Raw genomic sequence first — 21328 nt, 5'->3', positions numbered from 1 at the left:
GTGGTCGGCGCCGCGCCCCTGCTCACCTGGCTGGGGCTGCTGTGGCGCGTACGACCCGAGGTAGTCGGCCCCGCGTCCCTGGCCGTACTGCGCGGCCACGTGTGTTCCCCTCCCCCTGGCCCCTGCGGAACAGGGGGACCTAGCGGGCCGCGAGGGCGTGTTCGCCCGCTTTTCGTATGGCGTCGAGGGGGGCCGGGGTGCGGCCCGTCATCTGCTCGACCTGCAGCGCCGCCTGGTGCACCAGCAGGTCGAGGCCGCTGACCACGGCCCCGCCGTAGGCCGACCAGTGGGCGGCGAGCTCGGTGGGCCACGGGTCGTAGAGCACGTCGAAGAGGGTGGCGGGCCGCTCCGGTACGGCCGCGGCGAGCGCGTCGGTCGTACCGGCCGGGGTGGTCGCGATCACCAGCGGGGCGTGCAGGGCCCGCGCCGCGTCCGACCAGTCGGCGGTGCGTACCTCGACGTCGAGCCGCTCGCCCCACTGCCGCATCTCGGCGGCGCGGGCCTCGCTGCGCACATAGGCGACGACCTCGCCGGTGCAGATGCGGGCCAGGGCGGCCAGCGCCGAGGAGGCGGTGGCGCCGGCGCCGAGGATCGCGGCGGAGTCGACCTGTTCGACGCCGCGCTCGCGCAGGGCGGCGACCATACCGGGGATGTCGGTGTTGTCGCCGACGCGGCGGCGGTCCTCGGTGAAGACGACGGTGTTGACCGCCTCGACGGAGGCAGCCGTTTCGCTGATCTCGTCGAGCAGCGGGATGACGGCCCGCTTGAGCGGCATGGTCAGCGACAGTCCCGCCCACTCCGGCCCGAGTCCGGCGAGGAAGCCGGGCAGGGCCGACTCGTCGACCTCGAACCGGTCGTACGACCAGTCGGTCAGTCCCAGTTCCTCGTAGGCGGTGCGGTGCAGCACCGGGGAGAGGGAGTGGGCGATGGGCTTGCCGAGTACGGCAGCCCGGCGGGCGTCAGTTGCCCGATCGTTCATTGAACTTGTCCTTGAGCCTCTGGAACTCGGCATGCGTCTTGGCGAATTCGGTCTTGCTCACACCGTCCACCGCCACGAAGTAGTACCAGCCCTCCTTGGTCGGATTGAGCGTCGCCTTCAGCGCGACTTCGCTCGGGTTTCCGATCGGGCCGGGCGGCAGTCCCTTCCGGGTGTACGTGTTGTACGGGTCCTTGTTGCTGTTGATCTCCGTCTCGCTGATATCGATGTTGCTCTCGTTCTTCAGGTAATTGAAGGTCGAGTCGAACTGCAGGAAACCGTAGGTCTGGCGGTTCGCGAGGTCGAGGCGGTTGTAGACCACCTCCGCCATCCTGCGGTAGTCCTCGCTGGTCTTGCCCTCGGCCTGGACCAGGCTCGCGACCGTGACGACCTGCAGCGGATTCTTGAGGCCGAGCTGCTTGGCCTTCGCCGCGAGGTCGTACTGGCCGTACTTCTCGTCGGCCTGGGCCACCATCTCCTTCAGGACTTCCTCGGGCTTCATACCCTTGGCGGCGGGGTACGTGCCCGGGAAGAGGAAGCCCTCCAGCGGGTCCTTGATCTCGCTGTTGTCGTTCGCCCAGCTCGGCAGTCCGAGGCTCTCGTATTTCTGCTCGGCGGCCTTCCTGGTGCTACCGGACGGCAATTCGAGCTTCTGGTCGATCGCCTTGTAGACGGTGACATTGCGCTCGCCCGGCCTGACCAGCACATTGTTCTGACTCTTGGGGTCCAGCATCATCGCGACGGCGCTTTCCGCGGACATCCGCTTGCGCAGCAGATAGGCTCCTGCCTGGATCTGCTTTTCGCCGGGAGCCTTCTGCTGGGCAGCGACGAACGCGTCGACGCTCTTGACAACCCCCGCCGCCTTGAGCCGCCGCCCGATCTCGTAGCCGAGCGCGCCCTTGGGGATCTGGACCGTCACCATCTGGCTCGTGCCCTCCCCGGCGAAGTCCGGGGCGTCGCCGTAACGATCCTGGTAGAACTGATACCCGAAGTAACCGGCACCCGCGATGCCCCCGCCGAAGACCAGGGCGACCACCAGGCAGGCGCAGCCGTTGCGGCTCTTCTTGCCCTTGCCTCCCTTGCCGCCCTTGCCCCGTCGACGGCCGCGGTCGTCCTCGTCGTCGGCGTCGCCGCCGCCCGCGAAGAAGGCGTGTTCGCCCTGGTCGGGGCCTGGGTCCCAGTCCGTGCGGGGCTCCGGTTCGGCCTGCCTGCGGCTCGGCGGCTCCGGTGGCGGGTAGCCGTCGGGCGTGCCGTAGTAGTCGGGGTGGCCGCCGCCGTACGCGGCGGTCTGCTGCCCGTACAGGTCCGCCGGGTCGCCGGGGTACGGGTGCGTGCCGGTGGCCCAGCCGCCGTTGTCGTAGGGCTGCTGGGGCTGGGCCGCGTACTGCTGCTGGTCGTACGGGTGGTACTGCTGCGCCTGACAGTATCCGGCCTGCTCACCGGTGCCCCAGTCGCCGTACTGCGGCTGCTGCGGCTGCTCTGGATGGTGCTGCGGCTGGCCGCCGTAGGGGGACTGCTGGCCCGCGTGAGCCTGCTGTCCTCCCCATCCGCCGTCCCCGTAATACGGGTCCTCGGGATGCCACGGTTCGGAGCCCTGGCTCCGGCCATACTCAGTCATCGATCCCCTAGAGCCGCGAGGCGGCGGTCGCGCGGCTCGGTGGATCCGGCGCCCGTCCCGCCTCTCTGTGTGCGGCGGCTGTTCGAATGCCGCCGCAGTCGCGCGGAACGTTACCGTATCGCGATCAGATGACCACTTCGACGCCTTCGCCGGGTGCTTTACCTGACACCCGTTCGGATTCGAGCGCCTGTTGCAGGATGACCACCGCGGCCGCCTGGTCGATCACGGAGCGGCCCTTCCGGGTCTTCACGCCTGAGGCGCGCAGCCCCTGACTGGCCGTCACCGTCGTCATGCGTTCGTCGACGAGTCTCACCGGAACGGGGGCGATCATGCGGGCCAGTTCCTGGGCGAAGCCGCGGACCTTGACGGCGGCCGGGCCCTCGCCTCCCTTGAGGGAGCGTGGGAGGCCGACGACGACCTCGATCGGTTCGTACTCCTCGACCAGTTGCTTCAACCGGCGGTGAGCTGCGGGAACGTCCCGTCCGGGGACGGTCTCCACCGGGGTGGCGAGGATCCCGTCGGGGTCGCACGAGGCGACCCCGATGCGGGCGTCCCCAACGTCGATGGCGAGTCGACGTCCTCTGCGCATGTACTCAGCCGTTTCTTACTTGGCGGTGTCGGCGACGAGGCGTTCGACGGCGTCGACGGCCTCGCCGATGGCGGCGGGGTTCTGGCCGCCGCCCTGGGCGACGTCCGGCTTGCCGCCTCCGCCGCCGCCGAGGGTCTTGGCGGCCGTGCGGACCAGGTCGCCGGCCTTCAGGCCGCGCTCGCGGGCGGCCTCGTTGGTGGCGATGACCGTCAGTGGCTTGCCGTTGACCGTCGTGAACAGGGCCACCACGGCGGCCCTGCCGCCCTGGATGCGGCCGCGCACGTCGAGGACCAGCTTGCGCAGGTCGTCGGCGGTCGTGCCGTCCGGTACCTGACCGGTCACAAGTGCGACGCCCCGGACGTCCTTGGCGGACTCGGCGAGACCGGCGGCGGCCTGCAGCACCTTCTCGGCGCGGAACTTCTCGATCTCCTTCTCGGCGTCCTTCAGCTTGCCGAGCATCGAGGAGACCTTCTCCGGCAGGTCCTCCGGGCGGCCCTTGAGCAGTTCCGTGAGCTGGTTGACCACCGTGTGCTCGCGGGCGAGGAAGCTGTAGGCGTCCACGCCCACCAGGGCCTCGATACGGCGCACACCGGAGCCGATGGACGACTCGCCGAGCAGCTTCACCAGGCCGAGCTGGGCGGTGTTGTGCACGTGCGTGCCGCCGCACAGCTCCTTGGAGAAGTCGCCGATGGTCACGACGCGCACGCGCTCGCCGTACTTCTCGCCGAACTCGGCGATGGCGCCCTGCTTGCGGGCCTCGTCGAGGCTCATGACGTCGGCGCGCACGTCGAGGTCGTGGGCGAGCACCTCGTTGATCTTCTGCTCGACGTCCAGCATGACCGTCTGCGGTACGGCGGACGGCGAGCCGAAGTCGAAACGGAAGCGGCCTGGCTGGTTCTCGGAACCGGCCTGGGCGGCCGTCGGGCCGAGGGCGTCGCGCAGGGCCTGGTGGGTGAGGTGCGTGGCCGAGTGGGCGCGGGCGATGGCCTTGCGGCGGCGGGCCTCGATCGAGGCGTGGGCCTTGGCGCCGACGGTGACCTCGCCGACCTGGACGACGCCCTTGTGGACGTACACGCCCGGTACCGGCTTCTGGCAGTCGCGCACCTCGATGACGGCACCGGAGTCGGCCTTGATGCGGCCGGTGTCGCCGATCTGGCCGCCGCCCTCGGCGTAGAACGGGGTGCGGTCGAGGACGATCTCGACCTCGTCGCCCTCGGTGGCGGCCGGGGAGGAGATGCCGTCGACGAGGATGCCGACGATCGTGGACTCACCCTCGGTGTGGGTGTAGCCGATGAAGTCGGTGGCGCCGGCCCGGTCGGCGATCTCGCGGTAGGCGCCGAGGTCGGCATGAGCGGTCTTCTTGGACTGGGCGTCGGCCTTGGCGCGCTCCCGCTGCTCCTTCATCAGGCGGCGGAAGCCGTGCTCGTCCACGGACAGGCCCTGTTCGGCGGCCATCTCCAGGGTGAGGTCGATCGGGAAGCCCCAGGTGTCGTGGAGCAGGAAGGCCTTGTCGCCGGGCAGCATCGTGCCGCCGGCGGCCTTGGTGTCGCTCACGGCGGTGTCGAGGATGTTGGTGCCGGCCTTCAGCGTCTTGAGGAAGGCGTTCTCCTCGGCGAGGGCGACCTTCTCGATGCGCTCGCGTTCGGTGATGAGTTCGGGGTACTGCAGGCCCATCATCTCGATGACCGTGTCGATCAGCTCCCTGACGACCGGGCCGGTGGCGCCGAGCAGGCGCATGTTGCGGATGGCGCGGCGCATGATGCGGCGCAGCACATAGCCGCGGCCCTCGTTGCCGGGGGTGACGCCGTCGCCGATGAGCATCACGGCGGTGCGCATGTGGTCGGTGACCACGCGCAGGGACACGTCCGAGGCCTCGGCGGCCCCGTACTCGACGCCGGTCAGCTCGGTGGCCTTGTTGATCACGGCCATGGAGGTGTCGATCTCGTACATGTTCTGCACGCCCTGCAGAATCATGGCGAGCCGCTCAAGGCCCAGACCGGTGTCGATGTTCTGGCTCGGCAGGTCGCCGAGGATCTCGAAGTTGTCCTTGCCGATGCCCTCGCCGCGCTCGTACTGCATGAAGACCAGGTTCCAGATCTCCACGTACCGCTCGTCGTTGACGGCGGGGCCGCCCTCGACGCCGAACTCGGGACCGCGGTCGTAGTTGATCTCGGAACAGGGGCCGCAGGGCCCGGGGACGCCCATGGACCAGTAGTTGTCCTTCATGCCCAGGCGCTGGATGCGCTCCTTGGGCACGCCGACGACGTCGTGCCAGATGCGCTCGGCCTCGTCGTCGTCCTTGTAGACGGTGATCCACAGGCGCTCGGGGTCGAGGCCGTAACCGCCCTTGTCCTGGGGGCTGGTGAGCAGCTCCCAGGCATACTTGATGGCGCCTTCCTTGAAGTAGTCGCCGAAGGAGAAGTTGCCGCACATCTGGAAGAACGTGCCGTGCCGCGTGGTCTTGCCGACCTCTTCGATGTCGGGCGTGCGCACGCACTTCTGCACGCTGGTGGCGCGTGGGAACGGCGGCGTGGTCTCGCCCAGGAAGTAGGGCTTGAAGGGCACCATGCCGGCGTTGACGAGGAGCAGAGTCGGGTCGTCCGCGATGAGCGACGCCGAAGGGACGACGGTGTGACCGCGCTCCTCGAAGAAGCTCAACCAGCGGCGGCGGATCTCAGCCGACTCCATCAGTGGTCCTCATTCCGGTTGTACGAGTACGTCGTGTACGCCGAGCCCTCGACGTACTTCGGGCTGTTGCGGTTCTCGATCGCGGCGAAGCTCCGCGGTGCGGGGAGTCCGGGGTCGACGGAGGCGTTGACGCCGAGCGCGTCGCCCAGTTCGGCCTCCCGCTGGGCCATGTTGTCGCGGACGTCGAGCGCGAAGCCCACCGCGCGGTCCTTGAACCGGCCGCCCGCCTCGATCGCCTTGTTCGCCGCCTGCTTGGCGAGGTTCTCGGGGGTGAGCTGCTTCAGCTTCCGGTTGACCTTGGTGGTGGCCCACACTCCGGCGGCGACGCCGGTGGTGAACCAGAACGTACGGCGGAACATTGCTGGGTCAGTCCCTCTTCTTCCGGGTGTTCCGCTTCCCCCGCCGCGCGGCCGGGATGGTACGGCCCACGATCACGGTACGGCGCGATGCGCCGGGCGGCTCCTCCTCCTTGCGGCCGCCGATGGCCCGGCGTACGCCGTAGCCGAAGGCGGCGACCTTGACCAGGGGGCCGCCGAAGGTGGAGGCGACGGTGCTGGAGAGCGCGGAGGCGTTGGCGGTGACCTCCTGCACGTCGGAGGCGATCGCGTCGACCCGGTCGATCTGGGTCTGCGCGGAGCGCACCGCCGAGGAGGCGTCGGCCAGCAGCGGGACGGCCTGATCGGTCACGTCCGCCACGAGCTTGGTGGTCGCCCTGAGCGTCTGGGCCACCCTCGCCAACGCCACGGCGAGGAAGGAGACCAGGATCGCCCAGAAGACGGCCACCAGGATGCCGGCCACCTCTCCACCGGACACTGTGTGCACCCGCTCCCTGAAACGTGCTGAGCTTCTGCCCGAGCATGGTAAAAGTCGTGCCCCGAGCCTATCGCGCCGGGGATGGCGGTCCGTACCGGATTACCGCCCCGGCGGCGAATCCCGAAACCCGAGAGCCTGGTGGTGGATCGCGAAAGCCCGTCGTCTCCCCACCCGGGAGGGTGGGGAGACGACGGGCCGGGGTACCGCTCGCCTGCTGGGGTCAGCGGGCGTAGTACTCGACGACGAGCTGCTCGTCGCAGATCACCGGGACTTCCTTGCGGTTCGGGTCGCGGTCCAGGCGGAACGCCAGGGCCTTGAGGTTCACCTGCAGGTAGCGCGGGGTCTCGCCGTCGGGGGCGAAGCCGCCCTCACGGGCGATCTGGAACAGCGTCTTGTCCTTGCTGCGGTCACGGACCTGGATCACGTCGTCGGGACGGACCTGGAAGGACGGCTTGTCGACCTTCTTGCCGTTGACCTGGATGTGGCCGTGGGTGACCATCTGGCGGGCCTGGTAGATCGTGCGGGCGAGGCCCGAACGCAGGACCAGCGCGTCGAGGCGCTTCTCCAGCTCCACGATCAGGGCCTCACCGGTCTTGCCCTGGACCTTGGACGCGCGCTCGTAGGCGCGGACCAGCTGGCGCTCGGAGAGGTCGTACTGAGCGCGCAGGCGCTGCTTCTCCAGCAGACGGACCTTGTAGTCCGAGTTCTGCTTGCGGCCGCGGCCGTGCTCACCCGGCGGGTAGGGACGGGCCTCGAAGTACTTGACGGCCTTCGGGGTCAGCGCGATGCCGAGGGCACGCGACTTCTTGACCTTGGGGCGGGACTGGTTCGCCACTGTCTCTGTCTCTTTTCCTAAGAATTTCCGGCTCCCCAGGGTTAGGGGAGGTCGCATCCGCAGTCAGAGGAAACCCGCCGGGCCACTCGGGCCTGGTGGGCAGCCGCTCCCCTGGTCTGGGCACATACGTGCAGCACGCGAGTGGCCCACCGACCTCTCCCGGAACTCCGGGTGGTGGTGGGCTGCCCGCGACACCGTTCGCCGGTGCGCGACGCTCCTGGAGATCCCCGCCCGGGGGCCGGGTCTCCGGCTGGTTGTCCCGCTCTGGGGTGCCGACCCCTGCTTCAGGTGCCGGACACGGGACGCAGCACTGCGGCCAAGTTTACAGGGCGCTCAGGACCGCTTTCGACCGAGGTGTTTCCTGGTCCACTCGACCGCGTCCGCGTACCGCGCCTCGGCGCCGTGCCGACCGGGCGTGTAGTACTCGCGGTCCTTGAGGGCGTCCGGGGCGTACTGCTGTGCGGCGATGCCTTCGGGCAGGTCGTGCGGGTACGTGTATCCCTGCCCGTGCCCGAGCTTGCCCGCGCCCTTGTAGTGGCTGTCCCGCAGGTGCGGCGGCACGGGTCCGGCCAGTCCCTTGCGTACGTCGTCCAGGGCGGCGCCGATCGCGGTGGTCGCGGCGTTGGACTTGGGGGCCAGGGCCAGGGCGATGGTGGCGTGGCTGAGGGTGAGGGCGGCCTCCGGGAAGCCGATCATGGCGACGGCCTGGGCGGCGGCGACGGCTATGGGCAGTGCGTTCGGGTCGGCGAGGCCGATGTCCTCGCTGGCGGAGATCATCAGGCGGCGGGCGATGAAGCGGGGATCCTCGCCGGCCTCGATCATCCGGGCCAGGTAGTGCAGGGCGGCGTCGACGTCGGAGCCGCGGATGGACTTGATCAGGGCGCTGGCGACGTCGTAGTGCTGGTCGCCGTCGCGGTCGTACTTCACGGCGGCCCGGTCGACGGTCTCCTCCAGCGTCGTCAGGCCGACCTCCGTGTCGCCCTTGTCGAGCGCGGCCCCGGCGGCGGCCTCCAGGGCGGTCAGGGCGCGGCGGGCGTCGCCGCCGGCGATGCGCAGCAGGTGCGCCTCGGTCTCCTCGGGGAGCGTGACGGCCCCGTTCAGGCCGCGCTCCTCGGTGAGCGCTCGCTGGAGCAGGCTGCGGATGTCGTCGTCCGTGAGGGGTTCGAGGGTCAGCAGCAGGGAGCGGGACAGCAGCGGGGAGATCACCGAGAAGTACGGGTTCTCCGTGGTCGCCGCGATCAGGGTCACCCAGCGGTTCTCGACGGCCGGGAGGAGGGAGTCCTGCTGGGCCTTGCTGAAGCGGTGGATCTCGTCGAGGAAGAGGACGGTCTCCTTGCCGAAGCCGCCGGTGGCGCGGCGGGCGCCGTCGATGACCGCGCGGACCTCCTTGACGCCCGCGCTGATCGCCGACAGTTCGACGAAGCGCTTGTTGGTGGCCTTGGAGACGACGTACGCCAGGGTCGTCTTGCCGGTACCCGGAGGCCCCCACAGGATCACCGAGGACGGTCCGGCGGGGCTGTTCCCGCCGTGGGCTCGATCGCCCTCGCCGACCAGCCGGCGCAGGGGCGAGCCCGGCTTCAGCAGGTGCTGCTGGCCCACGACCTCGTCGAGGGTGCGCGGGCGCATCCGGACCGCCAGGGGACTGCTGGTCGGGTCCTTCTCCTGGCGTTCTTCTGCTGCGGCGGTGAACAGGTCGGGCTCCACGCTGGAAACCCTAATTCACCCCACTGACAATCCCGCCAGGCCCCGAAAGCCCCGGCTCAGCTGATCCAGAAGTCCCACCAGCGGGTCAGGATCAGCATGCCGATGATGCCGATGTGCAGCACCGGCAGGACCCAGGTGAACTCGCCGAAGAAGCCCTTGAGCCAGCGCGGGGCGGGCAGGAAGCCGTTGCGGACGTTGAACGAGGTCACGTACCAGAACATGACGATCGTGGCGACCCAGGCCAGGCAGCACCACAGGCACAGGGCGTTGATCCGGTACAGCGACTGGAACATCAGCCAGGCGCAGAAGCTCACGCCGAACAGGCAACCCGCGTTGAAGGTGAGCCAGTACCAGCGCGGGAAGCGGGCGCGGGCCAGCAGGCTCATGCCGACGCAGATGACGATGCCGTAGCAGACCAGGCCGAGCATCGGGTTCGGGAACCCGAAGACCGCGGCCTGCTTGCTCTCCATGACGCTGCCGCAGGAGACGACGGGGTTGAGGCTGCACCCCGGGGTGAACGACTTCCCCTCGACCTTGGCTTCGAGCAGTTTGAACTTGTCGATCGTGATGACCCACGCGGCGAGCAGTCCGGCCGCGCCGGTGATCACCAGCATCAGCGCGAAGGCCCGGCCGCTGCCGGCCGAGCGGGGCACGGCGTCGGAGCGCTCCGCCTCGGGCTCGGTGGAGACGTCTGGGACTGTCGTCTTGCTCATCACGTCGATCCGTCGCTTGAGAGTTGGAACTGCTTCGAGCAGGGCCATTGTGCCCCACATGTAAGTGTGTCCACCGTTCGATGGACATAAGGAAGTACGCACGGTCGTCCCCGAGGGGTCGGTTCCGGCCGACGCTCGTTCCATGACAGCACACGCGAACGACCTCGCGGTGGACGTGCGGGGGCTGCGCAAGCGGTACGGCGACGTGACCGCCCTCGACGGCGTCGATCTCGGCATCCGGCAGGGCGAGGTGTTCGGCCTGCTCGGGCCCAACGGGGCGGGCAAGAGCACCACGGTGGAGATCCTCCAGGGCAACCGGGACCGGGACACGGGCGAGGTGTCCGTGCTCGGCTCGGACCCGGCGGCGGGCACGCGCGCGTGGCGCTCGCGGATCGGCATCGTCTGGCAGGACGAATCGGCGCCCGCGGAGTTGACGGTCCGCGAGACCGTCCACGTGTCTGGCTGGTTCTGTTCACCGGCCTGCTGGAGACGGCGATCCTGCTCCTCGTCGGCACGACCCTGTACGACGTGGACCTGCCCTCGGACCCGGGCCGCTGGTTCGACCTGGCGTGGATCTTCGTGCTCGGGATCACGGCCTGCGCCCTGCTCGGTATCGCGATCAGTTCGGTTCCGAGGTCGGCGAACAGCGCCAGCTCCGTGGTCGTCCTGCCCTTCCTGGTGCTGCAGTTCATCTCCGGGGTGTACATCGCCATCGGCACCATCCCGGACTGGATGCTGACCGTCGGCGCGCTGTTCCCGCTGAAGTGGATGTGCCAGGGTCTGCGCGGGGTGTTCCTGCCGGAGTCGGCGCAGGTGCTGGAGCAGGCGGGGAGCTGGGAGTTGGGCCGTGTGGCACTGGTGCTCGCGGCGTGGTGCGCCGGAGGATTGGTGCTGTGTCTGCTGACGTTCCGCTGGAAGGACCGGCGCGAGGGATGAGCGATCCGCCGGACGCCGACAGCGCCTACACCTGGGAGCGCACGTTCCGGCTGTGGGACACCTACTTCGCGCTGATCTGGGCGGCCACCCTGGCCCATGTGCTCGCCGCGGAGCGTCCCGGCTGGCCGGTCCGCGCGGTCGCGGCGGCGCTGCTCGTGCCGTTGGTGCCGCTGTACGTCGTGGTCGGGCGCCGCCTGCTTCCGGCCGATCCGCCCGACCAGCGGCAGGCGCTCGGCTACCTGACGGCAGCCCTGGCGCTGTTCCTGCCGTCGGCGGTCCTCGCCGGCGAGACGCGGCTGCTGACCTTCGCGCTGATCCCGCAGTGCTTCATGACGCTGCGGCTGCGGTCGGCGCTGGTGGCCGTGGCTGTCATCAGCTTCGTGCCCGTGCTGGGCTGGGCGCTGCTGTGGTGGCCAGACGCCCGGGACGTGTTCTTCAACGGGCTCTTCTCCCTGGTCACCTTCGTCTTCGCGGTGTCCATCGGGCTCTGGACCATCCGGATCATCGAGCAGAGCCAGGAGCGGGCCGAACTGATCGCGGAGCTGGACGCGAGCCGCCACGAGATCGGGCGCCTGTCCGAGGCCCACGGCGCGCTGGCCGAGCGGGAGCGCCTGGCGCGCGAGACCCACGACACACTCGCACAGGGCTTCACCAGCGTGCTGATGCTGATCCAGGCCGTCGAGGCCGAGCTGGACCACGACTTGCCGCAGGCCCGCCGCCACCTGCGCCTGATGGACGAGACAGCACGGCAGAACCTCGCCGAGGCCCGTGCCCTGGTCGCCGGCGGTGCACCCGCCGACCTGGACGGCGCCTCCCTCGCGGACGCGCTGCGCCGGCTCGCCGCCCGCCATGACGCGACGCTGGAGGTGACCGGGCCGGTGCGCACGCTGCCCGCCCGTCCCGAGGTGGTCGCCCTGCGCGCCTGCCAGGAGGCCCTGGCCAACGCCCGCAAGCACGCGGGGAGTTCGGCGAGCGTCGGCGTCGCGCTGGCGTACTGCGACGTTCTTCGCCCCCGCCGCCCCTACCCGTCCCATCCCGGGCGCCGCCCCGGACCCCCGCTGGGGCTGCGCCCCCAGACCCCCCTTCGGCCTGAACGGCCTCGTCCGCAAACGCCGGACGGGCTGAGAGATGCCGACCGGCACCGTGAGGGCTTCTCAGCCGACAGTTTCGGGTGGTGGGTGGGCAAGGCCGGGGTCCGGGTGGAGCCCCAGCGGGGGATTCAGGGGGCGGAGCCCCCTGGCGGGGTCGAAGGGGCGGAGCCCCTGAAGGATGGGACGGGTAGGGGCGGCGGGGGCGAGAACCTCCCGGCCCGCGCCCCGTTGCCCGCTCAGCCCAGCCTCGCCTCCAGCTCCGCCACGATCTCGTTCACCCCGACCGCCGTCTGCTCACCGGACTCCATGTCCTTGAGCTGGACGACACCCTCGGCAAGATCACGTTCCCCGGCGACGATCGTGTAGCGGGCCCCACTGCGGTTGGCGTTCTTCATCGCCCCCTTGAGCCCCTTGCCACCGTAGGAGAAGTCGGCCGCGACACCCACCTTCCGCAGCTCCGTGACCTTCGCGAAGAGGAAACGGCGAGCCTCCTCGCCCAGCGGGACGGCGAACACACTCGTGGTGGCGGGGAGTTCGAGCTCGACACCCTCCGCCTCCAGCGCCAGCACCGTACGGTCGACGCCCAACGCCCAGCCCACCGACGGCAGCGCAGGGCCACCGATCATCTCCGACAGCCCGTCGTAGCGGCCACCGCCGCCCACTGCAGACTGGGAGCCAAGACCGTCGTGGACGAACTCGAAGGTCGTACGGGTGTAGTAGTCCAGCCCGCGCACCAGCTTGGGATCGTCCTCGAAGGAGACACCCGCGGCCGTGATCAGCTCACGGACCTCCTCGTGGTACGCCTTGCAGGCGTCGCAGAGGTAGTCACGCAGCAGCGGCGCCCCCGTCAGCTGCTTCTGGACCGCCTCGCGCTTGTCGTCGAGAACGCGCAGGGGGTTGATGTCGATCCGACGGCGCGTGTCCTCGTCCAGCTCCAGCCCGCGCAGGAATTCCTGGAGCGCGGCGCGGTACACCGGCCGGCACTCCTTGTCGCCCAGACTGTTGAGCAGAATCCGGAAGTTGCGCAGCCCCAGCGACCGGTACGCCTGGTCCGCCAGGATGATCAGCTCGGCGTCCAGCGCCGGATCCTCCGCACCGATCGCCTCCGCACCTACCTGCGAGAAGTGGCGGTAGCGACCCTTCTGGGGGCGCTCGTAGCGGTAGTACGAGCCCGAGTACCAGAGCTTGACCGGGAGGTTCCCCGCCTTGTGCAGGTTCGCCTCCAGCGCGGCGCGCAGCACGGAGGCGGTGCCCTCGGGCCGCAGGGCCAGCTTGTCGCCGCCCTTGGTCTCGAAGGCGTACATCTCCTTGGTCACGATGTCGGTCGACTCACCGACACCGCGCGCGAACAGCTCGACGCTCTCGAAGCCGGGCGTCTCGATGTAGCCGTAGCCGGAGTTGCGCAGCGGGGCCGCGATCGCCTCGCGTACGGCGAGGTACTTGGCGGAATCCGGCGGGATCAGGTCGTACGTGCCCTTGGGGGCCTTGAAGGTGCTCACGGAAGGCCTCGTCACATTCCTGGTCGGGGAGCCTCAGATGCTCCCAGGCCGGCGGCCACCTGCCGCAGATACGGATTGGTGGCGCGCTCCTGGCCGATGGTCGTCTGGGGGCCGTGTCCGGACAGCACCACGGTCGAGTCGTCGAGCGGCAGGCACACGCGGGCCAGCGAGTCGAGGATCTCGGCCATGTCACCGCCGGGCAGGTCGGTGCGTCCGATGGAGCCGGCGAACAGCAGGTCGCCCGAGAAGAAAATCGGCGGGATGTCCGCCGCCTCGGGCAGGCCGAAGGTCACCGACCCCTTGGTATGGCCCGGCGCGTGCGAGACGGTCATCTCCAGTCCGGCCAGCCGCAGCGCGGCGCCGTCGGTCAGCTCCTTGACGTCGTCCGGCTCCCCCACGGTCAGCTCGCCCATCAGCGGCATCCCGATGGAACGGCCGAGCGCCTTCTCGGGGTCGCTCATCATGTACCGGTCCTCGGGGTGGATCCAGGCCGGTACGTCGTGCGCGCCGCACACCGGGACGACCGAGGCCAGGTGGTCGATGTGGCCGTGGGTGAGGATGACCGCGACGGGCTTGAGCCGATGCTTCTCGAGTGCGTCCGCGACACCTGCGGCGGCCTGATGGCCGGGGTCGATGATCACGCACTCCTCACCGGCGGCGTGGGCGACGAGATAACAGTTCGTCCCCCAGGCCCCGGCGGGGAACCCGGCAATGAGCACGATCGTCCTTCGTTGTGTCGATACGGGTGACTTGCGGCGGGGCTGCGCCCGTGGTCAGAGCCTACCGGCGCTGCCGAATCCTCAGCGAACCCATATACGGTACGGGGCACACGCACGCGGTGGCTCACCGCACGCACGCGTACCGGTCGGCACACGAGACGCATGAGGAGAGAAACCGGTGGTCAGCCAGGAGCAGCGGCGGCGTCAGCTCGCCCGGGAGAAGTTCTTGCGGCAGCAGCAGCGCCGCACCGAGGCGCGCCGGAAGGCGAAGATCCGCAACTCGGTGATCGCGTCGGTTCTCGGAGTAGTCCTGGTGGGCAGCCTCGCGCTGTACACGACCGGGGTGCTCAAGGAGGACGACAAGGCCAACGCCGGCGCGGACGTCACGCCGAGCGCCTCGCCCAGCAAGGCGCCGGACCCGTGTGCGAAGCCCGCCGCGGGCAAGCCCAAGACGGAGACGTGGAAGAAGGAGCCGGCGATGTCCATCGACGAGTCGGCGAAGTACACGATGAAGCTGGACACGACGTGCGGTGAGATGGACATCGCGCTGAAGGCGTCGGCGGCCCCGCACACGGTCAACTCGTTCAACTTCCTGGCGAGCAAGGGGTACTTCGACCACACCAAGTGCCACCGGCTGACCAATCAGGGCATCTACGTACTCCAGTGCGGCGACCCGAAGGGCACCGGCATGGGCGGGCCCGGCTACACGATCCCGGACGAGAACCTGAAGGACAAAAGCCTGAAGGGAGGCGTGTACCCGGCCGGCACGGTCGCGATGGCCAACCAGTACAACCCGCAGACGAAGCAGGGGCGCAATTCCGGAGGCAGCCAGTTCTTCCTGGTCTACCAGGACAGCCAGCTGCCGCCCGACTACACACCGTTCGGCACGATCTCCGAGGCGGGCATGAAGGTCCTCAAGAAGATCGCGGACGCCGGGGCGCAGGCGCCAGACCAGACCGGCAACACAGCGCCGAACGCGACGGTCGTGATCAACAAGGCAACTGTCACGAAATCCTGACCGCCAACTGCGAAATTTCGGTCGCGCGGGATGCGGACAGGCAACCCGCTGGTCGCCTATGTTGGCCGTGACGAAACTGTGGACGATGCCCGGGGGTGTTCACGCCTCTCGCAGGCATCATGTGGAGGAGGCGCTGTGAGCAGCGACCCGTGGGGCCGCGTCGACGAGACGGGGACCGTGTACGTGCGTACGGCCGACGGCGAGAAGGTCGTCGGTTCCTGGCAGGCCGGCTCCCCTGAGGAGGCGCTGGCCTACTTCGAGCGCAAGTACGAGGGCCTGGTTGTCGAGATCGGCCTCCTCGAGAAGCGAGTGAAGACGACCGACCTGTCGGCGAAGGACGCCATGGCCGCCATCGACCATCTGCGGGAGCAGGTCGATGCCCATCACGCGGTCGGTGATCTGGACGCGCTGCGGACCCGGCTGGACAAGCTCGTGCAGACCGTGGAGGCGCGCCGCGAGGAGCGCAAGGCGCAGCGGGCCCGGCAGGCGGACGAGGCGCGCAAGGCAAAGGAGGCGCTGGTCGCCGAGGCGGAGGAGCTGGCGCGATCCGACCAGTGGCGGGCCGCCGGTGAGCGGCTGCGGTCCCTGGTGGACATCTGGAAGGGGCTGCCGAGGCTCGACCGCAAGTCCGACGACGAGCTGTGGCACCGCTTCTCGCACGCCCGCTCGGCGTTCTCCAAGCGGCGCAAGCAGCACTTCGCGCAGCTGGACGCGCAGCGCGAGGAGGCCCGCCGGACCAAGGAGCGGCTGGTCGCCGAGGCCGAGGCACTGTCGGGTTCGACGGACTGGGGTGCGACGGCCGCGCGCTACCGCGAGCTGATGACCGAGTGGAAGGCCGCGGGCCGCGCCCAGCGCGAACACGAGGACGACTTGTGGAACCGCTTCCGCGGTGCCCAGGACGTCTTCTTCGCCGCCCGCAGCTCGGTCTTCGCCGAGCGCGATGCCGAGCAGGCGGAGAACCTGAAGCTCAAGGAGGAGCTGGCCGAGGAGGCCGAGAAGCTCCTGCCGATCGAGGACCTGAAGGCGGCGCGGGCCGCGTTCCGCTCGATCAACGAGCGCTGGGAGGCCGTCGGGCACGTGCCACGCGACGCCCGCCCGAAGGTCGAGGGCCGGATGCACACGGTCGAGCGGGCCCTCCAGGAGGCCGAGGAGGCCGAGTGGCGCCGTACGAACCCGGAGGCACGCGCGCGTGCCGAGGGTCTGACGGGTCAGCTCCAGGCGGCCGTGGACAAGCTGCGGGGCCAGATCGAGCAGGCGCGCGCCCAGGGCAACACCGCCAAGGCCGACAAGCTGCAGAAGGAGCTCGACGGCCGGCAGGCGCTGCTGGACCAGGCGCTGAAGGGTCTGCAGGAGTTCGGCGGCTGAGCGCGGGTCGCCCACGAAGTCCACGCAAGGGGCTCCCGTACGGTGTGTACGGGAGCCCTTTCGCGCGTTCTTCGCGGCCGTGGGTTACGACCGGCGCGCCGATGTCACCCGGTACACGTCGTAGACGCCCTCCACTCCCCTGACCGCCTTCAGGACGTGCCCGAGGTGCTTGGGGTCGCCCATCTCGAAGGTGAAGCGGGAGGTGGCGACGCGGTCGCGGGAGGTCTGGACGGCCGCGGAGAGGATGTTGACGTGCTGGTCGGACAGCACGCGGGTGACGTCCGACAGCAGCCGGGAGCGGTCCAGGGCCTCGACCTGGATGGCGACCAGGAACACCGAGGACTGGGTGGGCGCCCACTCGACGTCCAGGATCCGCTCGGGCTCGCGGGACAGTGACTCCACGTTCACGCAGTCGCTGCGGTGAACCGATACTCCGCTACCGCGGGTGACGAAGCCGATGATGGGGTCGCCGGGCACCGGCGTACAGCAGCGGGCCAGCTTGACCCACACGTCCTCGACGCCCTTGACGATCACGCCGGGGTCGGCGCTGGAGCGGCGCTTGCGGCTGCGGCTGCGGGCGGGCGGGAGGGTCTCGTCGATCTCCTCGGTGGCGGCCTCCTCGCCGCCGAGCGCCTGGACGAGCTTCTGCACGATGTTCTGCGCGGAGACATGCCCCTCGCCGATCGCCGCGTACAGCGCGGAGATGTCGGCGTAGCGCATCTCGTGCGCGAGGGTGACGAGGGAGTCGCCGGTCAGGATGCGCTGGATCGGCAGGTTCTGCTTGCGCATCGCGCGGACGATGGCGTCCTTGCCCTGCTCGATGGCCTCGTCGCGGCGCTCCTTGGAGAACCACGCCCGGATCTTGTTGCGGGCTCGCGGCGATTTCACGAAGCCGAGCCAGTCGCGGGAGGGGCCCGCGCCGGCCGCCTTGGAGGTGAAGACCTCCACCAGGTCGCCGTTGTCCAGGGTGGACTCGAGCGGTACGAGACGGCCGTTGACCCGGGCGCCTATCGTGCGGTGGCCGACCTCCGTGTGCACCGCGTAGGCGAAGTCGACCGGGGTCGCGCCCGCCGGGAGCGCTATGACGTCGCCCTTCGGGGTGAAGACGAAGACCTCGTTGCGGGACAGGTCGAAGCGCAGGGACTCCAGGAACTCGCCGGGGTCCTCGGTCTCCTTCTGCCAGTCGAGGAGCTGCCGCAGCCACGCCATGTCGTTGATGGCGTCCTTGTCCTTGCCGGAGGACTTGGGCGCGTCCGTGCGGACCTTGGAGGCGCCGGCGACGGCCTCCTGCTTGTACTTCCAGTGCGCGGCGATGCCGTACTCGGCGCGGCGGTGCATGTCGAACGTGCGGATCTGCAGTTCGACCGGTTTGCCGCCGGGGCCGATGACCGTCGTGTGCAGCGACTGGTACATGTTGAACTTGGGCATCGCGATGTAGTCCTTGAACCGGCCGGGGACCGGGTTCCATCGCGCGTGCACCGTGCCGAGCGCTGCGTAGCAGTCGCGGACGGTGTCCACGAGGACGCGGATGCCCACCAGGTCGTAGATCTCCGCGAAGTCACGGCCGCGGACGATCATCTTCTGGTAGACGCTGTAGTAGTGCTTGGGGCGGCCGGTGACGGTCGCCTTGATGCGGGCGGCCCGCAGGTCCTGCTGCACCTCGTCGGTGACGATGGTGAGGTACTCGTCGCGCTTGGGGGCGCGCTCGGCGACGAGGCGGACGATCTCGTCGTACATCTTGGGATAGAGGATCGCGAAGGCGAGGTCCTCCAGCTCCCACTTGATGGTGTTCATGCCCAGGCGGTGGGCGAGCGGCGCGTAGATCTCCAGGGTCTCGCGCGCTTTCTTCTCCTGCTTCTCGCGCTTGAGATAACGCATGGTGCGCATGTTGTGCAGGCGGTCGGCGAGCTTGATGACCAGGACGCGCGGGTCCTTGGCCATCGCGACGACCATCTTGCGCACGGTCTCGGCCTGCGCGGCCTCGCCGAACTTGACCTTGTCCAGCTTGGTGACGCCGTCGACGAGCAGGGCGACGGTGTCGCCGAAGTCGCGGCGCAGCTGGTCGAGGCCGTACTCGGTGTCCTCGACCGTGTCGTGCAGCAGGCCGGCCATCAGGGTGGCCGGGTCCATGCCCAGCTCGGCGAGGATGGTGGTGACGGCGAGGGGGTGCGTGATGTACGGGTCGCCGCTCTTGCGTTTCTGGCCGCGGTGCCAGCGCTCGGCGACCTGGTAGGCGCGCTCGATCTGGCGGAGGGTAGCGTTCTCGATCTTGGGGTCGTTGCTGCGCACTATCCGCAGCAGCGGCTCGAGGACCGGATTGTAGGGGTTGGCGCGCTGGACGCCGAGGCGGGCGAGGCGGGCGCGGACGCGGTTGGAGGAGCCGGTGCGCTGGGGCTGGCCGGCGGGGGTGCGGACCACGGGCGGATTCGCGGGGCGCTCGGGCGGGCCGGGCTTGGGGCGGGGCTGCTCGGCCGGCTTGTTGACGGGCGCGGACTGGGCGTGCTGGACCGGCCCGCGCGGGTCGTTCTTCGCGTGCGGCGCGTTCGGCGCGGGCTTGGCCGCGGCTGCCGAGGCGGACTCGGGCTTGGCGGCGGTCAGGTGCTGGGCCTCGTCTGGCAAGAGGGCTCCTCGTGCGCGATCCGGGTCCCCCGGTCAGGCTCCGGAGACCCCATGGTAGCGATCCTGCGCCCCAGGATCGCCTTCAGGCCACTGTGAGGGGCGTCTACCCGAGAAAACACGAGGCGGGCACCGGATGCCCCGGGCCCGCCTGCGCGGTGTTGCGTCGGCGACTCAGCTCACTCCGAGTCGGCCGATGCGCGATCTATGCGCTGGTCAAGCGACGCCACTCGAGCTGGAGCAGAACTTCGGAGTTCCCCAATAACCCTTTCGCAGACAGGCCTTGATGGTGACCTTCTTGCCTTCCTTGATATTGAAACCGGGCCCCGTGTGCCTGCATTTCCATTTCCCACGGCATCGAGGCGGAAATTACACCCCGACCAAGTGGCTTCGACGGTGGCACGAGCCGAAGTACCCGCAAAACACACAAGAGGGCGACCGGAGACCGGTCGCCCTCTTGTGGTTTGTTCTGCTTACTCAGACGGTAATGAGCGCCTGCAACGGAGTCTTCCCCAGAACGGCTTCAAGACGTGAGCGCCCGCCGAGGAAACTCAACTCCATCAGCACGGAAAGGCCCGCCACCTCGGCGCCGGCCCGACGGATGAGCTGGACCGAGGCCTCGGCGGTGCCGCCGGTGGCGAGGACGTCGTCGACGATCAGCACGCGGTCGTCGGCGGCCAGGTCCTCTGCGTGCACCTCGATCTCGGCCGAGCCGTACTCCAGCTCGTACGCCTGGCTGAGGGTGGCTCCGGGGAGCTTGCCCGCCTTGCGCACGGGGACGAAGCCGAGGCCTGCTCGGACGGCGACCGGGGCGCCGAGGATGAATCCACGGGCCTCCAGACCGACGACCTTGGTGGCGCCGGTGCGCCTGGCGATCTCGGCGAGGGCGTCGGTGAGTGCGGTGAACGCCGCCGGGTCCGCCAGGAGCGGCGTGATGTCCTTGAACATCACGCCCGGCTCCGGGTAGTCGGCCACATCGCGGATCCGGCTGAGCAGCAGTTCCGTGATGTCGGTCATCGGCGCTTCCCCGAGGGTCGGCCCCGGCCCCGGCTGCGGGAGGCGGGCTGGTTGCGGACCGCCTGGCCCCGCGGGCCGACGACCGCCGGAGCAGCGTCCGCGGGCTCGGCGTCGAGCGGCTCCTCGACGGCCTGGTCCTCCCCGGGCCGGCCCGGCGCGTCGGCCTGGGCCCGCTTGGCGAGGACCCGCTTCTTCAGGGCCTTCATCTGCGGCTCGCGCTCCTTGAGGTCGGCGACGAGCGGCGTGGCAATGAAGATCGAGGAGTACGCACCTGCGGCGAGGCCGACGAACAGCGACAGCGAGATGTCGTTCAGCATGCCGGCGCCGAGGACACCGCCGCCGATGAACAGCAGGCCGGCCACCGGCAGCAGCGCGACCACCGTGGTGTTGACGGAGCGGACCAGGGTGCTGTTGATCGAGCGGTTGGCGACGTCGCTGTACGTCCAGCGGGTCTGCTTGGTGATGTCCTTCGTCTGCTCCTTGAGGCTGTCGAAGACGACGACCGTGTCGTAGAGCGAGTAACCGAGGATCGTCAGCAGACCGATCACCGTACCGGGCGTGACCTCGAAGCCGACGAGGGCGTAGATGCCGACCGTGATGGTGATGTCGTGGATCAGTGCGACGAAGGCGGCGAGCGCCATGCGCCACTCGAAGGCGATCGCCAGATAGATCACCACGAGGACCAGGAAGATGCCGAGGCCCTGCCAGGCCTTGTTGGCGATCTGGTCACCCCAGCTCGGGCCGACCAGTTCGGCGTTGATCCGCTCCGAGTCGACCTTCAGGTCCTTGGCCAGTTCTTCCTGGATCTGGTCGGACTTGTCGGTGTCGATGCCGGCGACCTGGATGCGCAGGCTGCCGTCCCCGAGCTTCTGGACGATCGCGTCGTGACCGGAGGCGCTCTGCGCGTACTCCTCGGCCTGGGACACCGAGGCACTGGTGTTCTTCGGCGTGTTGAAGACGGCCCCGCCCTGGAACTCGATGCCCATGTTCAGGCCGCGCACCGCCAGGCCGACGATGGCCGTGATGGTGATCAGGATGGAGATGCCGTACCAGATCTTGCGGTTCTTGACGAAGTCGTAGCCGATCTCGCCACGATGCAGTCGGGCGCCTAGGGTGCCGAGCTTCGACATC

General features: G+C 69.4%; 16 protein-coding genes and 3 pseudogenes. 5 read left to right on the top strand and 14 right to left on the bottom strand.

Annotated features, from left to right (window positions below):
- Positions 1 to 139: 139 nt before the first annotated feature.
- From H8R17_RS12210 to H8R17_RS12170, 9 genes are all read right to left on the bottom strand, one after another.
- Complete coding sequence (locus H8R17_RS12210; protein ID WP_187823175.1) at positions 140 to 979, bottom strand: shikimate dehydrogenase; 840 nt, start codon at positions 977 to 979, stop codon at positions 140 to 142.
- Positions 960 to 2594, bottom strand: a complete 1635-nt coding sequence (gene mltG, locus H8R17_RS12205; RefSeq protein ID WP_187823174.1) for an endolytic transglycosylase MltG — start codon at positions 2592 to 2594, stop codon at positions 960 to 962. The genes H8R17_RS12210 and mltG overlap by 20 nt, the downstream gene beginning before the upstream one ends.
- A gap of 124 nt (positions 2595 to 2718) precedes the next feature.
- Positions 2719 to 3183 (bottom strand): Holliday junction resolvase RuvX, encoded by a 465-nt coding sequence (gene ruvX / locus H8R17_RS12200; protein ID WP_187823173.1) that lies wholly within the window; start codon positions 3181 to 3183, stop codon positions 2719 to 2721.
- A 15-nt stretch (positions 3184 to 3198) separates the two neighbouring features.
- Complete coding sequence (gene alaS / locus H8R17_RS12195; protein WP_187823172.1) at positions 3199 to 5871, bottom strand: alanine--tRNA ligase; 2673 nt, start codon at positions 5869 to 5871, stop codon at positions 3199 to 3201.
- The gene (locus H8R17_RS12190) at positions 5871 to 6230 is read right to left on the bottom strand and encodes a hypothetical protein (protein ID WP_187823171.1); all 360 of its coding nucleotides are present in this window, start codon (positions 6228 to 6230) and stop codon (positions 5871 to 5873) included. The genes alaS and H8R17_RS12190 overlap by 1 nt, the downstream gene beginning before the upstream one ends.
- Positions 6231 to 6237: 7 nt before the next feature.
- Positions 6238 to 6693, bottom strand: a complete 456-nt coding sequence (locus tag H8R17_RS12185) for a DUF948 domain-containing protein (RefSeq protein ID WP_187823170.1) — start codon at positions 6691 to 6693, stop codon at positions 6238 to 6240.
- A 211-nt stretch (positions 6694 to 6904) separates the two neighbouring features.
- Entirely contained in the window at positions 6905 to 7519 is a 615-nt protein-coding gene (gene rpsD, locus H8R17_RS12180; protein WP_187823169.1) for a 30S ribosomal protein S4, read from the bottom strand.
- Between the two features lie 333 nt (positions 7520 to 7852).
- Positions 7853 to 9223: a replication-associated recombination protein A gene (locus tag H8R17_RS12175; protein WP_187823168.1), complete on the bottom strand. Its 1371-nt coding sequence runs from the start codon at positions 9221 to 9223 to the stop codon at positions 7853 to 7855.
- A 56-nt stretch (positions 9224 to 9279) separates the two neighbouring features.
- Positions 9280 to 9936: a vitamin K epoxide reductase family protein gene (locus tag H8R17_RS12170; RefSeq protein WP_187823167.1), complete on the bottom strand. Its 657-nt coding sequence runs from the start codon at positions 9934 to 9936 to the stop codon at positions 9280 to 9282.
- A gap of 142 nt (positions 9937 to 10078) precedes the next feature.
- Between H8R17_RS12170 and H8R17_RS12165 the strand changes: the two are divergent.
- From H8R17_RS12165 to H8R17_RS12155, 3 pseudogenes are all read left to right on the top strand, one after another.
- A pseudogene (locus H8R17_RS12165) lies at positions 10079 to 10414 on the top strand (ATP-binding cassette domain-containing protein); the annotation flags it as partial.
- Positions 10390 to 10872 (top strand): annotated as a pseudogene (locus H8R17_RS12160) (ABC transporter permease); the annotation flags it as partial. The pseudogenes H8R17_RS12165 and H8R17_RS12160, both read left to right, overlap by 25 nt.
- Positions 10869 to 11873, top strand: a pseudogene (locus H8R17_RS12155) (sensor histidine kinase); the annotation flags it as partial. The pseudogenes H8R17_RS12160 and H8R17_RS12155, both read left to right, overlap by 4 nt.
- A gap of 326 nt (positions 11874 to 12199) precedes the next feature.
- Here the strand turns inward: H8R17_RS12155 and hisS are convergent.
- The gene (gene hisS, locus H8R17_RS12150; protein WP_187823166.1) at positions 12200 to 13462 is read right to left on the bottom strand and encodes a histidine--tRNA ligase; all 1263 of its coding nucleotides are present in this window, start codon (positions 13460 to 13462) and stop codon (positions 12200 to 12202) included.
- Positions 13463 to 13473: 11 nt separating this feature from the next.
- The gene (locus H8R17_RS12145; RefSeq protein WP_187823165.1) at positions 13474 to 14181 is read right to left on the bottom strand and encodes an MBL fold metallo-hydrolase; all 708 of its coding nucleotides are present in this window, start codon (positions 14179 to 14181) and stop codon (positions 13474 to 13476) included.
- Positions 14182 to 14359: 178 nt separating this feature from the next.
- Between H8R17_RS12145 and H8R17_RS12140 the strand changes: the two genes are divergently transcribed.
- Both H8R17_RS12140 and H8R17_RS12135 read left to right on the top strand, forming a co-directional pair.
- The gene (locus H8R17_RS12140) at positions 14360 to 15199 is read left to right on the top strand and encodes a peptidylprolyl isomerase (RefSeq protein WP_187823164.1); all 840 of its coding nucleotides are present in this window, start codon (positions 14360 to 14362) and stop codon (positions 15197 to 15199) included.
- Between the two features lie 135 nt (positions 15200 to 15334).
- A complete protein-coding gene (locus H8R17_RS12135; RefSeq protein ID WP_187823163.1) occupies positions 15335 to 16564 on the top strand; it encodes a DUF349 domain-containing protein in 1230 nt (409 codons plus the stop codon).
- Between the two features lie 84 nt (positions 16565 to 16648).
- Here H8R17_RS12135 and relA read toward each other — a convergent pair whose 3' ends face one another.
- From relA to secF, 3 genes are all read right to left on the bottom strand, one after another.
- Positions 16649 to 19183, bottom strand: a complete 2535-nt coding sequence (relA, locus tag H8R17_RS12130; RefSeq protein ID WP_187823162.1) for a GTP pyrophosphokinase — start codon at positions 19181 to 19183, stop codon at positions 16649 to 16651.
- Between the two features lie 474 nt (positions 19184 to 19657).
- Positions 19658 to 20197, bottom strand: coding sequence for an adenine phosphoribosyltransferase (locus H8R17_RS12125; RefSeq protein WP_187823161.1), 540 nt, complete (start codon positions 20195 to 20197; stop codon positions 19658 to 19660).
- Positions 20194 to 21327: a protein translocase subunit SecF gene (secF, locus tag H8R17_RS12120; RefSeq protein ID WP_187823160.1), complete on the bottom strand. Its 1134-nt coding sequence runs from the start codon at positions 21325 to 21327 to the stop codon at positions 20194 to 20196. Before secF ends, H8R17_RS12125 begins: the two co-directional genes overlap by 4 nt.
- Position 21328: the final 1 nt, after the last annotated feature.

It is taken from the genome of Streptomyces sp. TRM68367 (genome assembly GCF_014495685.1).
Taxonomy (GTDB): Bacteria; Actinomycetota; Actinomycetes; order Streptomycetales; family Streptomycetaceae; genus Streptomyces.
Note: the sequence above shows the minus strand (reverse complement) of the source record. Positions and strands in the feature narration are given on the sequence as shown.

What these genes read in the sequence shown, in the direction of transcription:
- H8R17_RS12210 (WP_187823175.1), bottom strand. Translation starts at nt 979, where the DNA reads ATGAACGATCGGGCAACTGACGCCCGCCGGGCTGCCGTACTCGGCAAG.
- mltG (WP_187823174.1), bottom strand. Translation starts at nt 2,594, where the DNA reads ATGACTGAGTATGGCCGGAGCCAGGGCTCCGAACCGTGGCATCCCGAG.
- ruvX (WP_187823173.1), bottom strand. Translation starts at nt 3,183, where the DNA reads ATGCGCAGAGGACGTCGACTCGCCATCGACGTTGGGGACGCCCGCATC.
- alaS (WP_187823172.1), bottom strand. Translation starts at nt 5,871, where the DNA reads ATGGAGTCGGCTGAGATCCGCCGCCGCTGGTTGAGCTTCTTCGAGGAG.
- H8R17_RS12190 (WP_187823171.1), bottom strand. Translation starts at nt 6,230, where the DNA reads ATGTTCCGCCGTACGTTCTGGTTCACCACCGGCGTCGCCGCCGGAGTG.
- H8R17_RS12170 (WP_187823167.1), bottom strand. Translation starts at nt 9,936, where the DNA reads ATGAGCAAGACGACAGTCCCAGACGTCTCCACCGAGCCCGAGGCGGAG.
- H8R17_RS12125 (WP_187823161.1), bottom strand. Translation starts at nt 20,197, where the DNA reads ATGACCGACATCACGGAACTGCTGCTCAGCCGGATCCGCGATGTGGCC.
- secF (WP_187823160.1), bottom strand. Translation starts at nt 21,327, where the DNA reads ATGTCGAAGCTCGGCACCCTAGGCGCCCGACTGCATCGTGGCGAGATC.